At 44.1% G+C, this 14,281-nt stretch carries 15 protein-coding genes; 9 read left to right on the top strand and 6 right to left on the bottom strand.

Annotated features, from left to right (window positions below):
- Nucleotides 1-550: 550 nt before the first annotated feature.
- From NSQ66_RS21040 to NSQ66_RS21030, 3 genes are all read right to left on the bottom strand, one after another.
- The gene (locus NSQ66_RS21040) at nt 551-886 is read right to left on the bottom strand and encodes a LytTR family DNA-binding domain-containing protein (protein WP_036676016.1); all 336 of its coding nucleotides are present in this window, start codon (nt 884-886) and stop codon (nt 551-553) included.
- A 21-nt stretch (nt 887-907) separates the two neighbouring features.
- Entirely contained in the window at nt 908-1,027 is a 120-nt protein-coding gene (locus NSQ66_RS21035) for a cyclic lactone autoinducer peptide (protein ID WP_139329854.1), read from the bottom strand.
- A gap of 504 nt (nt 1,028-1,531) precedes the next feature.
- On the bottom strand, nt 1,532-2,197 hold the full coding sequence (locus tag NSQ66_RS21030; protein WP_162164254.1) for a hypothetical protein: 666 nt from the start codon (nt 2,195-2,197) through the stop codon (nt 1,532-1,534).
- 137 nt (nt 2,198-2,334) lie between these two features.
- Here NSQ66_RS21030 and NSQ66_RS21025 point away from each other — a divergent pair, with 137 nt between their 5' ends.
- Complete coding sequence (locus tag NSQ66_RS21025) at nt 2,335-2,853, top strand: DinB family protein (RefSeq protein WP_036676018.1); 519 nt, start codon at nt 2,335-2,337, stop codon at nt 2,851-2,853.
- 64 nt (nt 2,854-2,917) lie between these two features.
- On the opposite strand, the gene NSQ66_RS21020 is transcribed toward NSQ66_RS21025, so the two are convergent.
- Nucleotides 2,918-3,487 carry a thymidine kinase gene (locus NSQ66_RS21020; RefSeq protein ID WP_036676019.1) on the bottom strand — a complete coding sequence of 190 codons (570 nt, stop codon included), beginning with the start codon at nt 3,485-3,487 and terminating at the stop codon, nt 2,918-2,920.
- 136 nt (nt 3,488-3,623) lie between these two features.
- Between NSQ66_RS21020 and NSQ66_RS21015 the strand changes: the two genes are divergently transcribed.
- The 3 genes from NSQ66_RS21015 to NSQ66_RS21005 are packed head-to-tail and all read left to right on the top strand — an operon-like array spanning nt 3,624 to nt 7,445.
- Nucleotides 3,624-3,854, top strand: coding sequence for a hypothetical protein (locus tag NSQ66_RS21015; RefSeq protein WP_036676022.1), 231 nt, complete (start codon nt 3,624-3,626; stop codon nt 3,852-3,854).
- 17 nt (nt 3,855-3,871) lie between these two features.
- The gene (locus NSQ66_RS21010; RefSeq protein WP_036676023.1) at nt 3,872-5,605 is read left to right on the top strand and encodes an ABC transporter ATP-binding protein; all 1,734 of its coding nucleotides are present in this window, start codon (nt 3,872-3,874) and stop codon (nt 5,603-5,605) included.
- On the top strand, nt 5,586-7,445 hold the full coding sequence (locus NSQ66_RS21005) for an ABC transporter ATP-binding protein (RefSeq protein WP_036676026.1): 1,860 nt from the start codon (nt 5,586-5,588) through the stop codon (nt 7,443-7,445). Before NSQ66_RS21010 ends, NSQ66_RS21005 begins: the two co-directional genes overlap by 20 nt.
- 243 nt (nt 7,446-7,688) lie before the next feature.
- Here NSQ66_RS21005 and NSQ66_RS21000 read toward each other — a convergent pair whose 3' ends face one another.
- A complete protein-coding gene (locus NSQ66_RS21000) occupies nt 7,689-7,994 on the bottom strand; it encodes a DUF2627 domain-containing protein (RefSeq protein ID WP_036676028.1) in 306 nt (101 codons plus the stop codon).
- A gap of 167 nt (nt 7,995-8,161) precedes the next feature.
- Between NSQ66_RS21000 and lpdA the strand changes: the two genes are divergently transcribed.
- The 5 genes from lpdA (at nt 8,162) to lipB (ending at nt 14,037) form a co-directional block, all read left to right on the top strand.
- Nucleotides 8,162-9,583 carry a dihydrolipoyl dehydrogenase gene (lpdA, locus tag NSQ66_RS20995; RefSeq protein ID WP_076141334.1) on the top strand — a complete coding sequence of 474 codons (1,422 nt, stop codon included), beginning with the start codon at nt 8,162-8,164 and terminating at the stop codon, nt 9,581-9,583.
- A 141-nt stretch (nt 9,584-9,724) separates the two neighbouring features.
- On the top strand, nt 9,725-10,756 hold the full coding sequence (locus NSQ66_RS20990) for a thiamine pyrophosphate-dependent dehydrogenase E1 component subunit alpha (RefSeq protein WP_036676031.1): 1,032 nt from the start codon (nt 9,725-9,727) through the stop codon (nt 10,754-10,756).
- A gap of 3 nt (nt 10,757-10,759) precedes the next feature.
- Nucleotides 10,760-11,746 (top strand): alpha-ketoacid dehydrogenase subunit beta, encoded by a 987-nt coding sequence (locus tag NSQ66_RS20985; protein ID WP_038572483.1) that lies wholly within the window; start codon nt 10,760-10,762, stop codon nt 11,744-11,746.
- Between the two features lie 146 nt (nt 11,747-11,892).
- Nucleotides 11,893-13,263: a dihydrolipoamide acetyltransferase family protein gene (locus NSQ66_RS20980; protein ID WP_036676042.1), complete on the top strand. Its 1,371-nt coding sequence runs from the start codon at nt 11,893-11,895 to the stop codon at nt 13,261-13,263.
- Between the two features lie 54 nt (nt 13,264-13,317).
- Nucleotides 13,318-14,037 carry a lipoyl(octanoyl) transferase LipB gene (gene lipB, locus NSQ66_RS20975; RefSeq protein WP_036676046.1) on the top strand — a complete coding sequence of 240 codons (720 nt, stop codon included), beginning with the start codon at nt 13,318-13,320 and terminating at the stop codon, nt 14,035-14,037.
- Between the two features lie 70 nt (nt 14,038-14,107).
- Here the strand turns inward: lipB and prli42 are convergent, their stop codons facing one another.
- The gene (gene prli42, locus NSQ66_RS20970) at nt 14,108-14,209 is read right to left on the bottom strand and encodes a stressosome-associated protein Prli42 (protein WP_094872112.1); all 102 of its coding nucleotides are present in this window, start codon (nt 14,207-14,209) and stop codon (nt 14,108-14,110) included.
- Between the last annotated feature and the right edge of the window lie 72 nt (nt 14,210-14,281).

The following is a 14,281-nucleotide window of genomic DNA, read 5'->3' as shown; positions in this document are numbered from 1 at the left end:
CATCATATGTGCATATAAAAAAGGTAGGGCCGCGGAGGCTCTACCTTTTTTTATGTTTATGTACTTGACTTAAGGCGACCTAAGGAGTTTATTGTTGGTTGAAGCTGAAGAATAATGTGTACCATGCGCAGTGTGAATTTAATGGGGAAGGGGATGTTATATACTTTCAGAATCTATGAGATTTCTACCTCTCATGATATCTTTAATAATTTCAATGAAATCCGGTAACGCATGGGCATCAACCGCTAGCTCATAGATTCTTAGTAAATCCTCGTCAGATATAGATTCCAGAGATGAGGGCCGTGGAGAGGGATGAAAATAGTAATTCATTATGATCCTCCATCATTAATTGTTTTTATTATAGGTTTATCTATATGGTATCATTTGGAATAGGATCCGTCTCCTGTCATTCATCCTACGAATTTATCTTTACATTTGAGGATTATTATGGCATAATGTGCGATTTTGAGGAAATTGCTAAAAAGTTTCAATTTTTAATAAAATAATCCCGGCATGCGTGAACATGCCGGGATTATTAAAAAACTGAATTTTATTCTGACGGTTTTTTCTTTTGTGAAGCAAGATACTTCTTAAGGCGCGGTTCATTGGATTCCGAAACAGTAGTGAACTGCGTACCTTGATTAAAGCATACAATCTTCCGCCCGGGATCATAGCCTTCTATGTTGTTGATATTGACGACATTGCTGCGGTCAAGGCGTTCGAATCCCTTACCCTCATACGCTACGGAAAGATCGGAAAGCGTGGTGGGGAGAATAAATTCGCCTTCTTTCGTATGGACGAATATTGTATTTTTATAATTCGAGAAATACAATATATCTTCCTCTAGAATATCACTAGAGGAACCGTCTTTCTGTAAGACACGCATCTTTTCCCCATCCTTGTTTAATTACTTGCGCAGTTCTTTTGGAATTTCAGGGCTGTAAGCTGCTGGTTTTAGAATTTTTGTAAAAACTTGAGCAGAAGTACCCAGTAGGTTAGAAGCATAACGAGCTAAGGTTTTTTTCATCTGATTGACCTCCTTTGTAATGGGATTATAACTGTAAAGGATTGAACTAAAAATGCCAATCCAATGACAGACGAATGGATCCAAAAATTCAAAGAAACCAGAATTATGGAAATGATCTTTAAACCCAAATACCATTCTTTGGGGATTTGGGCATTAGCATCAGGATTCGGAGCACATAAGATCATTACAATTAAAGAAAAAAGATTAATCCAAATCAAATGGTTATGTATTAGATAGGTAATATGAGGGATAAGTGAACAGATAAAGATAGATACAATATTGCAGGCTCTTGCGGATTTTAAATGCACACCACCAGATGACATTCTTAGGAGTATGAAGCTGAATAAGGCTAAGAATGTTTCCTTTAGCTGTCCAGTGAGCCCGCCAATGCATAACGAAGTCATAATAATTAATAAAGTATTCATAATAATGCTAAGGGCATAATGCATGATTTCAATAGAATGCGTTTGCTCTGGATTACTTTTCTTAATGAACTCAACAATTTTAAGAGATAAATGATTCATAATTATTTCTGTCCTTTTTGTATGAGAAATATAGATATCCCCATAATAGTATTCCATAGAGAAATGGGATTATGAAAAAGAAACAAGATTCAAAAAAGTAGTTGAGTGAAGTGACGACAATTATTGTAGGAAGATTAAGAGCGAATAATATTTTTTCATTAGTCGTTGGTTTAATTTTTACATCGGGTTTATCAGGTACAAAGTCATATCCAATACGTTTATGACCTACATACATACCAATGAGAATCGCGGTTAATGCTGATAAAACCTGCATTGTAATCATGTTTTTGGTAATCGGGTTCAAGATATTTAGAGGCATGATGATTACAGAGTTTAATAGATACATAAGACTGGTCTGAATCACCAAGTATGCTTGATAGGTCATCCCTGTTAATATAGAAGCGTAGAAGGGATGAATCCGGAATAACATCCACATAAAACAAAACATTAGTGCATATTGTGAGAAAATATCTAATGGAAACATCCCATAGTTGATCCTAATTGTATAAGAACAAAAGCCCATAATAAAACTAGCAAACACCATCTCTTTATGATATAGATCAATTTTGAAGATTTTGAAAGCCAGAAAAAACATTGCATAAGTCTCTAGTATTGAAAATATCATAAAAAGAATAAAATCTAGCATGCCGACACTCCCGATGACTTCTAGTTTAACCAACCCTATTATTGCAAGTATCGTATAAAATGAGCTAAAATACAACAACTACAGTATAATTTTCCTCCTATTTTTTCAAAAAAATTCAAAATGAGAGGGGTTTAGACATGGGGCGACGTCCAGAAAGCAGTGAGTATCTCGAAGAATTATCAAAATATGTCGATTTAGTGCCAGCTGAAGGAGACATCATTACTATTTTTAGAGAGCAGACGGATGAGATTTGCACTTTTATTTCGAATCTTACGGAAGAACAAGGGGACTATCGTTACGCTCCAGAGAAATGGAGTATCAAGGAAATGGTCGGACATCTGGCTGATACCGGAAGAATCATGTCCTACCGTTTATTGTGCATCGCCAGAGGGGATACGACTCCACTGCCGGGTTTTGAAGAGAAAGACTACGTACTTAACGCCAATTTCGAAGTACACACTTTAAAAGCATTACTGGCCCATTACAAGCTTGTTCGAGAATCGACATTACTCCTAATGGAAACTCTGCCGGAGGAAGCATGGATCCGGAAGGGAATAGTTAACGAGGCTACTCTTTCTGCGAGAGCTCAGGCCTGCATTATGATTGGACATGACCATCATCATTTGAATATTCTTAAAGATAGATATTTAGGGTAATATCTTCTTAATCAAAAAAGCATTCCAATAGCCTTTATGGCTTTGGGATGCTTTTTATACACGGCTATAGCGGTGGATTCTTGTGACATTTGCGGCATACCGGATAGTAAGCTTCATTACCACCAATCTGGATTTGCTTGCCGCTATATACGGGCTTGCCGTTTTCTACTCGTAGAGCCATAGTAGCTTTGCGCTCGCAGAACCAGCAGATCGTCTTCATTTCCTCAATTTTATCAGCGTAGATCAGCATATATTTGCTGCCTTCAAATAACTGATTCTGAAAATCATTTTTAAGTCCGAAGGCCATTACCGGAATACCCAGCTCATCAACGATACGCACTAGCTGGAGAATACATTCCTTGCTTAGAAATTGACATTCATCAATAAGTACACAGTGTGGTTTAGGTTGGTTACTGCTGACGATATTATAAATATCTGTGTTCTCATCGATGGGGATTGCTTGTTTCCGAAGCCCAATACGAGAAGAAATAAAACCAACCTCGTCCCGGTCGTCTATGGATGGAGTGAAAATAAGCACCGATTTCCCCTGCTCTTCATAATTATGTGCAACCTTGAGTATCTCAATAGATTTACCACTGTTCATTGCTCCGTATTTGAAAAACAATTGTGCCACTTCCATCTATCCTTTCGTAAAAAACATTGATTATATCTTAAAAATGCGACCATATTAGAGTATCATATTCGGATCGGATGTATCCAGTGAAAACATTGCGATTGTTTGGATGTGGTATGATAAGAGGTAATAAGAGATGGGAAAGGAAGTAATAAGTGTGACTGAAAGATTAGACGAATATAAGGAACGGTTAGCTCTTTTGCAGCAGAATGGAGATTTATCCAGTGACACTGAAAGCTTGCTGGAAGAAATGATGGCGGATTTGGTGGAATTGAATCGGAGTAATAAAGCACTGCGTAGAGCAATACTGAAAACTGGACAGGCTTCCACGATGTCAACTCGGTTAAGGGATGCACTGTACGAATAGAAAAAGAGGGTATGCGAATGGCTTTGATTTTCTCTTTTCTCAAAAAATATAAGGTAGCTGCAATAGCTGCCCTTGTAATGATGCTCATTGAATTGACGGTAGAATTATCACAGCCTTTGATCATTTCCAAAATCATTGACTTAGGGATCCGAGAAAAAGATACCTCTGTAGTATGGCTGTGGGGCAGTGTATTGATCGGCAGCGCGGTAGTTGCGTTTACAGCCGGGGTACTCAGTTCTTTTTTTGCTGCCCATGCAAGTCAGAGCTTTGCGTTCGATCTTAGGGACAAATTGTACGAAAAGGTACAGTCTTTTACGTATGAAGTATTCAATCGTTTTGCTACCTCTTCACTGATTACCCGTCTGACTGGTGATGTATCACAGCTGCAGGATACTATTTTTATGAGCTTGCGCTTTATGACACGGGTGCCACTTGTTGTGGTAGGCAGTGTGATTATGGCGTTAGTTGTTCATGTGAAGCTGGGATTACTGCTGACGGTGGCGTTACCTTTGTTGATTTTTTTCCTCTACTGGATTATGAGAAAAGCTTCCTTGTTATTTCGTACGGTCCAGCAGCGTTTAGACGGAGTTAATGGCGTGATTCAGGAGAATCTTACGGGTATTCGCTTGATCCGCGTATTTGTGCGTATGGGGTATGAGATTGAACGTTTCACGGTATTTAGCGGGAATTTGATGAGATCAACGGTGTCTGCCTTGCGTTTGACTGAGACGACGATGCCTTTTGTTATGCTTATTGTGAATGCGGCGATTTTGGCGATTTTATGGTTTGGACGGATAGCCATCTCCAATGGGGATGCTACTTTGGGTCAGACTGTTGCTGTTATTAATTACTCCTTGCGAACGATTGGAGCACTATCAGCTATATCTGGTCTTGTTGTAACGTTTTCCCGCGCTCGTGCCTCCTCTCAGCGTGTTTCAGAAGTTATGGAAGCGGGAGCTGGAGTTCGTGAAGGCGGGACTTTGCAAGGCGAGCCGATACAGGGCCACGTTAAATTTGAAGGCGTTTGCTTTAAGTATCCTAATAGTGATATCTCTGTCCTGGAGGACATTCATTTTGAAGTAGCTGCTGGTGAGCGAGTAGCGATTATGGGGGCGACCGGATCAGGAAAATCCTCACTCGTGAGTCTGATTCCGCGCTTGTATGAAGAGACAGACGGCACCATTTGGATTGACGGTGAAAAAAGTGCTGATATCGATATTTCCAGACTGCGGAGATCGATAGGTTATGTGCCTCAGGAATTGCAGCTTTTCAGCGGATCAATCCGCAATAATATTGCATGGGGCAATGAACACGCCACACTTGAACAAATCCAACAAGCAGCGGCGGCTGCACAAATTCACGAGACGGTAAAAGGGTTGCCGGATGGCTATGACACGATGCTTGGTCAACGAGGGGTTAATCTCTCCGGCGGACAAAAGCAGCGGTTAACGATTGCCCGCGCACTTGTTAGGAAACCGGCTATGTTGATCCTTGATGACAGCACCAGTGCACTTGATGCGGTTACGGAAGGGCTTTTGCTGGAGGCGCTAAAGGATATCTCCTGTACAACCTTTTTGATTACTCAGAAAATCAGTTCAACGGCATCAGCCGATTTGATCCTGTTGCTGGATGAGGGACGATTAATTGGCAAAGGCTCGCATAAGGAGCTTATGGCAAGCTCCGAGCTGTACCGCAAGATTTATGAATCACAGGTAGAGGAGGCGAAGCAGCATGTTCAAAGCATTAATTGAACCTTTTCGTCATCCTAAACCGAACTTTGAACTTGGCGTGGGACGAAGTCTAGGGACAGCATCTGGCGGCAAACCCAAAGCAAAGGCGAAGGATTGGTCAGGGACGCTGATCCGGATCTGGAGTTATCTAGCTGAGCGTAAAGCCAAGCTTATTCTTGTACTGATCATGGTTGTCTTCAGCTCAGCGCTAGCGCTGCTGGGGCCATACATGATTGGCAGAGCGGTGGATAATTATCTGGAAGGTACCGGCGGGCGCTCATGGGTTGTTTTTCTGACAAGCCTTGCTTGTGTGTACATTTTTTATTCTCTGACTTCTTGGCTGCAAAACATATGGATGATCGAAATTGCTCAAGAAACTGTATTACGGATGCGTACGGAGCTATTCTCCCATTTACACCGTCTGCCCATTTCCTTTTTTAATCGGAGACAGCAGGGAGAAATTATGAGCCGTCTTACCAATGATATCGAGAACGTCAGCTCTACGTTGAATAGCTCGGCTATTCAGATATTTTCAAGTGTCTTAACCTTGCTGGGAACCGTAGGGGTTATGCTGTGGCTTAGTCCCTTGTTGACGCTGCTCACATTCCTCGTCGTGCCTTTGATGTTGTTAGGCATGCGCTGGATTACACGCCGTACAGGCCCACTATTTAAAGAACGTCAGCGCAATGTAGGGGAGCTTAACGGTTATATTGAGGAGACCTTATCCGGACAACGGATTATCAAGGCTTTTTCACAAGAGGAACGGGTCATCTCCGGTTTTCATGAACGCAACAAGCGAATTATGCTGTCAGGTTACTGGGCGCAGTCCATTTCTGGTTTCATCCCCAAGCTTATGAATGGTCTTAATAATCTCAGCTTCGCCATTGTTGCAGGAATTGGTGGTCTGCTTGCGATCCGTGGGTCGATTACAGTGGGTGTGATCATCGTATTCGTTGAATATACCCGCCAGTTTACTCGTCCGCTTAATGATTTAGCGAATCAGTGGAATACCTTGCTTTCAGCGGTGGCAGGGGCAGAACGGGTGTTTGAAGTGCTGGACGAAGAGACCGAGGCTAAAGATGAAGGTGCAGCCATATCACTTGAAACTGTACAGGGTGCGGTGAAGTTTGAAAATGTAGCTTTTTCTTATGATGGAGGTTCTAACACGCTGCAGGATATCAGCTTTGAAGCGAAGCCTGGTGAGATGATCGCTTTAGTTGGACCTACCGGTGCAGGCAAAACAACGCTAATAGGGCTGTTATCCCGTTTTTATGATCCTAATCAGGGGAAAATCACGCTGGATGGCTTAGATATCACTTCGATTCGGCGGGAAAGCTTGAGAAGTCATATGGCCTTTGTATTGCAGGATTCCTTTTTGTTCAAAGGGAGTATCCGCGATAACATCCGGTACGGGAGGCTGGATGCGTCCGATGAAGAGGTTGAAGAGGCGGCTAAGCTGGCCAATGCCCATTCTTTTATTATGCGAATGCCCGAAGGTTATGAACGGATGCTCTCGGCGGATGGCAGCGGTATAAGCCAAGGGCAGAAGCAGCTGCTCTCCATTGCGAGAGCGATTCTTGCTAACCCCTCTATGCTTGTGCTTGATGAAGCAACCAGCAGTATTGATACAGTGACCGAGATCAAGATTCAGGAAGGGCTGCAGGCGCTGATGAAAGGGCGAACGAGCTTCGTCATCGCTCATAGACTTGGCACGATTCGTGCGGCTGATCGAATTCTTGTGCTTCAGGGCGGCAGATTATTGCAGCAAGGCTCTCATGAAGAGCTGCTGAAGCAAGGCGGACTGTACAGTGAGTTGGTACAGGGGCGGCGGAACGAGGCACTTGATAAGTCTGGTATTTAAGAAAAAGGCGAGAATTTTCAGGGAGCGCAGATTGCGTCCTTGAAAGTTCTCGCCTTTATGTTATTTGTGATAGATAACGAGCACCAGATCGGGTGAGCTGGGAGGGTTTGAATGTGGGGAAATCTATTGTACAAATTACAATCAGCAGGGTAATAAGGCTTGATTGTGTGCGATTCGAGATTCATATGATCAGATGAACAAATGATGAGATGAAAAAGCTGATTCTAAGTTTAACATAGCATCTTAAGAGATCGTTTCCTGCGTTCCGGCTTGTTTCACCTTTTGCTTCTCCTTGAACCTTGGACCTACGTAATTCTTCTTACGGTCCCTAGCCAGAATCCAGCCACCAAGGAAAGTCATGCCAGCTGCGAAGAGCAGCAATCCACCACCGAAATGCAGCCAAGCAAAGTGGGGCACAACGGTATCATCACCATGCATGGATATGTAATCAAAAATATCATCCTTCATCATAAGGAAGCCCTTCATTGCTATTAAGCCCGGAAACACAAGAATAAGGATGGCAATGAAGCGTGAAATTAACAGTTTCATAAGTGTCTCCTACCCCTCTTAGCCCTTTAGATTCACCCATATGATAACGCTTTAGCAAGAAAAAGTCCATTTGCATATGACGTTTATAAGTTTTGTAATAGAGCAAAAAGAGAGTACAATATACTAAGTAAAATGAACTTACGAGTAATGACTGGAGGATACATATCATGACAATTTCATGTGACGTGGCCATACTTGGCGGAGGTACTGGAGGGTATGTGGCGGCTATTCGCGCTGCACAGCTTGGAAAGTCCGTTGTCGTCATCGAAATGGACAAACTTGGAGGAACCTGTCTGCATCGGGGCTGCATTCCTAGTAAATCACTGCTCCGTAGTGCAGAGGTATATGCTGAAATCAATGAGAGCGAGAGCTATGGCATTGAGACAAGCGGTGTACAGCTGGTATTCCCAAAGGTACAGAAACGCAAAGAAGCTGTAGTTGAGCAACTTCATCAAGGCGTACAATATTTGATGCGCAAAAATAAAATACAAGTTGTCAAAGGTAAAGGGCGCGTAACGGGTCCTTCTATTTTTTCTCCGCGCAGCGGTGCTGTAGCTGTGGAACTGGAAGATGGGGAGATGGAAACAGTAGTTTCCAGCCATCTTATTATTGCTACGGGCTCACGCCCACGAGTATTGCCTGGTCTCGAACTAGACGGGAAAGTGATTCTTAGCAGTGATGAAGCGCTCATGCTCGAAGAGCTGCCATCTTCTATCATTATTGTGGGCGGCGGTGTAATTGGGGTCGAATGGGCTTCAATGCTGGCTGATTTTGGAGTGCAGGTGACTGTGGTTGAAGCGGCAAGTCAGTTACTGCCTCAAGAGGATGAAGAGGTAGCTAAGGAACTACAACGGTTGTTGAAAAAGCGTGGTGTTAAGGTACTGACTGAAACTACAGTGGATGCTGCAACCTGCCAGGTAACGGAGGATGGAATTTCGATCGAAGCCCGTAAGGGAGAGCAAAGTCAAAGCCTATCCGCAGAAAAATTGCTTGTATCCGTAGGCAGAGTGGCCAACATCGAGAATATTGGTCTGGAAAACACAGACATTCGCTTTGACAAAGGGATTATTGCTGTAAACGCTAGTATGCAGACGGCAGAACCGCATATTTATGCGATTGGCGACTGCATCGGCGGGCTTCAATTGGCTCATGCAGCCAGTCATGAAGGGATTATGGCGGTTAACCATCTATCTGGTGAGAAGCTACATCCTTATCATATACATTTAGTACCACGTTGTGTCTATACTCGGCCTGAGGTAGCAAGTGTGGGCTACACCGAGAAGGAAGCTAAAGAGCTTGGACATGATGTAGTGATTGGCAAGTTCCCATTCTCGGCCATTGGTAAGGCAATTGTATATGGCCAGAAGGACGGATTTGTCAAAGTTGTAGCCGATCGTAGCAGTGGAGATATTCTTGGTGTGCAGATGATTGGTCCTCATGTGACGGATCTAATTGGAGAAGCGGCCTTGGCACAGCTTCTGGATGCAACACCTTGGGAGATTGGTGAAGCTATACATGCTCACCCTACCCTTTCGGAGATTATCGGAGAAGCAATGTTAGCTGTGGATGGAAGATCTATTGGATTTTAGTTTTTCTTAGCTTTTCTTTTTGGGTAGAAAGGGATTATAATATACTCAAGCCAAGTCTTAGTACCAGGTTTTAAGATCAGGGCACAATTGGTCTTAATTCCTGTAAGACTTCAGGCTTTATGAATAAGGAGGTATCTCTTTATGGAATCCCAAGGTACTGTAGAAACGATTAACAGACATAAGCAGCTTGGACTTAGTGACGGCCAGGTCATCGATATGTACAGATATATGTCGCTCGCTCGTAAATACGATGAGCGCAGTCTGCTGCTTCAGCGCGCTGGCAAGATCAACTTTCATGTCTCCGGCATAGGCCAGGAGGCGGGTCAGGTGGCGGCGGCGTTCGCGCTGGACCGGCAAAATGATTATTTTTTACCGTATTACCGCGATTATGCTTTCGTGCTCTCAGTGGGTATGACTACACGCGAACTTATGTTGTCCGTATTCGCAAAGGCAGAAGACCCAAACAGTGGTGGGCGGCAAATGCCAGGTCACTTTGGCAGCAAACGTCTGCGTATTGTGACAGGGTCAAGCCCTGTAACCACGCAGGTCCCTCATGCGGTTGGCTTTGCTCTGGCGGCCAAAATGCAGAAGAAGAAATTCGTCTCATTTGTAACCTTCGGTGAAGGTTCCAGCAATCAGGGGGATTTTCATGAAGCTTGTAACTTTGCCGGAGTGAATAAGCTGCCGGTTATTATCATGTGCCAGAACAATCAGTACGCAATCTCTGTTCCTGTTCATAAACAGTTAGGCGGCAAGGTTAGCGACCGTGCGCTGGGTTATGGATTTCCTGGTGTGCGTGTAGACGGAAACGATCCGCTTGAGGTTTATCGTGTCGTTAAGGAAGCGCGGGAAAGAGCCCTCGCGGGTGAAGGTCCTACGCTGATTGAAGCGATGATGTACCGTTTGTCTCCACACTCCACCTCAGATAATGATCTGGCTTACCGGACCAAAGAAGAGGTTGATGAGAACTGGAAGAAGGACGGCGTAGCAGGATTCCGTAATTACTTGATCGGTCTGGGATTGTGGAGTGACGAGCAAGAACAAGATCTTGCTGCTGAATGCAATCTTGAGCTTAAAGCGGCTATCGAATATGCCGATAATGCTCCGTTCCCGAAACCGGAAGACACACTGCTGCATGTATACAGTGATTCCGACCTCAAAGGAGGGGCATAAACCATGGCTATAATGGAATATATCGATGCCATCAGGCTCGCGATGAAGGAAGAAATGGAGCGCGATGATTCCGTGTTCGTGCTTGGTGAGGACGTTGGTCTCAAAGGCGGCGTATTTACCACAACTAAAGGTCTACAGGAACAGTTTGGCGAAGAGCGGGTTATGGATACACCCCTCGCTGAATCAGCGATTGCTGGTGTAGCCGTCGGAGCAGCTATGTACGGAATGAAACCAATTGCTGAAATGCAATACTCCGACTTTATGCTTCCAGCGACGAATCAAATCATTAGTGAAGCGGCTAAAATCCGTTATCGTTCAAATAACGATTGGAGTTGCCCGGTTGTCATTCGTGCCCCTATTGGCGGCGGGGTGTTCGGCGGTTTGTATCATTCACAGTGTCCAGAATCGATTTTCTTTGGTACACCTGGATTGAAGATTGTAGCGCCTTACTCCGCTTATGATGCTAAAGGTTTGTTGAAGGCAGCCGTACGTGATCCTGATCCGGTTCTTTTCTTTGAGAACAAAAAGTGTTACAAGCTGATCAAGGAAGAAGTGCCGGAAGGGGATTACACCGTTCCAATTGGCGAAGCTAATCTGTTGCGTGAGGGAACGGATATTACGGTGATTGGCTACAGTCTTCCGCTGCATTTTGCTATGCAGGCTGCGGAAGAATTGGAACGCGAGGAAGGAATTACAGCACATATTCTTGATCTGCGTACCTTGCAACCGCTGGATCGTGATGCGATTATTGCTGCTGCCCGTCAGACCGGTAAGGTATTGATTGTGCATGAAGATAATAAAACAGGCGGAATTGGCGGCGAAGTGGCGGCCATTATCGCTGAGCATTGTCTGTTCGAGCTGGATGCACCGATCTTCCGTCTCTGTGGTCCCGATGTTCCGGCGATGCCAATCAGCCCGCCAATGGAGAAGTTCTTCATGCTTAGCAAAGAAAAAGTGAAGGCGGAAATGCTTCGACTGGCGCAATATTAAAATAGCTGAGTGAATGCGAAGCTTCGTAAAACTCAGGTGATGCTTACGAAGCTTCGTAAAACTTTAAGAATATGCTTACGAAGCAAGTTTTACTATGTAGTCTTTCTAAGAGTCAATGCTTCGTAAAACTTTTAAGGAGTGAAAAGATGTCTGACAACCAAAAGTTGACTGACGTGATCATGCCGCAGCTGGCGGAATCGCTAGTATCGGCGACGATCGGCAAATGGCTGAAGAAACCGGGCGATCCGGTAGAGCAATACGAACCAATATGTGAGCTTATTACAGATAAAGTAAATGCTGAATTACCTTCAACGATCGATGGAGTTATGGGTGAACTATTAGCGGAAGAAGGCCAGGTTGTCAATGTCGGCGAAGTCATTTGTCGTATAGCCGTGCCTGTGGCTGCCTCTGCTGCTGCTCCAAGTACGAATCAGACGACAATTGCATCGAATGCTTCTAATGATGTTGCAGGGCAGAAGTCCACTGCAAATGCTGGCGATTCGATGCGTGCTCGTTATTCTCCTGCAGTACAGACACTGGCTGCTGAGCATAACATTGATCTATCGTTGGTTACTGGTACAGGTATGGGTGGCAGAATTACCCGTAAAGATGTGCTGACCTTCTTAGAAAAAGGTGGAGCTACATCCGCAGCGTCAACTCCTGCTAGTCAGCCTGCCCCGTCTGTATCACAACCACCAGCTCCACAGTTTGTTCAAACCGAAGTGAAGAAAGCGGAAGAGCCTCTTCGCCATTCCGGGCTACATTTGAGCGAATCTCCGCGTATTCCAACGATAGAGGTTGAGGGTGGACGAGGAAGCAGTTCGGAATATCTGATTGATGTAACACCAATCCGAAACACAATTGCTACAAGAATGCGCCAGAGTGTCTCGGAGATTCCACATGCTTGGACGATGATTGAGGTGGACGTGACTAATCTGGTAGCGCTGCGCAATAAACATAAGGAAGAATTCAAGCGCAAGGAAGGCATCAATCTAACCTATCTGGCTTTCATGATGAAGGCTGTTGTGAGTGCGATTAAGGATTACCCGATTATGAACTCTGTCTGGGCTGTAGACAAAATTATTGTCAAACGTGATATCAATATCTCGTTAGCGGTAGGTACAGAAGATTCGGTTATCACTCCTGTGATTAAGAAGGCTGATCAGAAAAATGTCGCTGGGTTGGCTCGTGAGATTGATGAATTGGCACAAAAAACACGCGAAGGCAAACTTAGTCTGGAAGATTTGCAGGGAGGGACTTTCACTGTAAATAATACAGGCTCGTTTGGCTCCATTCTTTCTTATCCAATCATTAACTATCCACAAGCAGCGATTCTGACCTTTGAATCGATTGTGAAAAAGCCTGTGGTCATCAATGATATGATTGCTGTTCGCTCAATGGCTAATATTTGTCTGTCCCTGGATCACCGGATTCTGGACGGAGTCATTTGTGGCCGTTTCTTGCAACGCGTCAAGGATAATATAGAAGGATATACACCGGACACTAAGCTCTATTAATGAATAACTAGCCAAACTGTGCAGGCAGGAGACTGGAAAAGGGGACCTGACGGTATGAAAAATACGGATTTTCGTAAGCTGCAGATTTCATATGACCCCATTATGGAGTATGGGACGGCCTGGGAGCTGCAAAAAGAAAGTGTGCATGCCATTGATTCTGGCGAGCAGCCGGAGCGACTTATTCTTTTGCAGCATCCGCCTACCTATACTATCGGTTCACAAAATCATCCTGAACATCTTCTCTTGGATCAAGAGCAGCTCGAAGAAAAAGGAATCGCGCTGTTTGAAATCGATCGCGGAGGAGATATTACATATCACGGACCAGGTCAGCTTGTAGGTTATCCGATCCTTAAGCTCGGAGAGGATGGCAAAGTGGATTTGCATGGGTACTTGCGCAGTCTGGAGGCTGTTATTATTGATTATTTGGCATCCTACGGAATTGTCGGAGATCGTAAACCGGAGTATACCGGAGTCTGGGTTGGCGATGAGAAGATCTGTGCTATTGGTGTGAAGTTTAATAAGAGTAAATTTCGAAGAGGTTTTATTACCAGTCATGGTTTTGCTTTTAACATTTCTGAGGGGATTGCGGCGCGCGGGTTTCAAGGGATTATTCCATGCGGGATCACCGATTTTGGAATAACTTCTCTAGAGGAATGTGCAGGTCGTCGATTTGAGCTTCAAGAGGTGGCTAGAGAGCTGGTCCCATATTTCTTGAAACATTTTCCATATGAAGAGCTGATGGATACTTTCTGTGATATGGCAAAGGCTGATTAAGAACAAACGTGCAGGCCAAATAGCGGCAAGGTGTTCCTAGCCGCTATTATTAATGCTTCCTGAGCAATGTTTAACCTGCAAGGAACGGCTCGATAACCATAAATAGCGTAGAGGCAATCATGGCAAACAACATGACGTAGATGAAGATCTTGAACCATTTATTACGTTGCATGGGTAACTCCTTTAGATTTAGTTTAAGTTATTAACATGAAGATGGTAATGCCGTACAACCATTGTACCGTAT

The sequence above is a fragment of the Paenibacillus sp. FSL H3-0329 genome (assembly GCF_037963285.1).
Classification (GTDB): Bacteria; Bacillota; Bacilli; order Paenibacillales; family Paenibacillaceae; genus Paenibacillus_AQ; species Paenibacillus_AQ odorifer.
The sequence above is the reverse complement of the archived record's forward strand: the minus strand, read 5'-3'. Positions and strand labels throughout refer to the sequence as shown.

Excerpts from the sequence above, each read along its gene's own strand:
- NSQ66_RS21040 (WP_036676016.1), bottom strand. The coding sequence starts at position 886 with ATGCGTGTCTTACAGAAAGACGGTTCCTCTAGTGATATTCTAGAGGAA.
- NSQ66_RS21035 (WP_139329854.1), bottom strand. The coding sequence starts at position 1,027 with ATGAAAAAAACCTTAGCTCGTTATGCTTCTAACCTACTGGGTACTTCT.
- NSQ66_RS21030 (WP_162164254.1), bottom strand. The coding sequence starts at position 2,197 with ATGCTAGATTTTATTCTTTTTATGATATTTTCAATACTAGAGACTTAT.
- NSQ66_RS21025 (WP_036676018.1), top strand. The coding sequence starts at position 2,335 with ATGGGGCGACGTCCAGAAAGCAGTGAGTATCTCGAAGAATTATCAAAA.
- NSQ66_RS21015 (WP_036676022.1), top strand. The coding sequence starts at position 3,624 with ATGGGAAAGGAAGTAATAAGTGTGACTGAAAGATTAGACGAATATAAG.
- NSQ66_RS21010 (WP_036676023.1), top strand. The coding sequence starts at position 3,872 with ATGGCTTTGATTTTCTCTTTTCTCAAAAAATATAAGGTAGCTGCAATA.
- NSQ66_RS21005 (WP_036676026.1), top strand. The coding sequence starts at position 5,586 with ATGTTCAAAGCATTAATTGAACCTTTTCGTCATCCTAAACCGAACTTT.
- NSQ66_RS21000 (WP_036676028.1), bottom strand. The coding sequence starts at position 7,994 with ATGAAACTGTTAATTTCACGCTTCATTGCCATCCTTATTCTTGTGTTT.
- lpdA (WP_076141334.1), top strand. The coding sequence starts at position 8,162 with ATGACAATTTCATGTGACGTGGCCATACTTGGCGGAGGTACTGGAGGG.
- NSQ66_RS20990 (WP_036676031.1), top strand. The coding sequence starts at position 9,725 with ATGGAATCCCAAGGTACTGTAGAAACGATTAACAGACATAAGCAGCTT.
- NSQ66_RS20985 (WP_038572483.1), top strand. The coding sequence starts at position 10,760 with ATGGCTATAATGGAATATATCGATGCCATCAGGCTCGCGATGAAGGAA.
- NSQ66_RS20980 (WP_036676042.1), top strand. The coding sequence starts at position 11,893 with ATGTCTGACAACCAAAAGTTGACTGACGTGATCATGCCGCAGCTGGCG.
- lipB (WP_036676046.1), top strand. The coding sequence starts at position 13,318 with ATGAAAAATACGGATTTTCGTAAGCTGCAGATTTCATATGACCCCATT.
- prli42 (WP_094872112.1), bottom strand. The coding sequence starts at position 14,209 with ATGCAACGTAATAAATGGTTCAAGATCTTCATCTACGTCATGTTGTTT.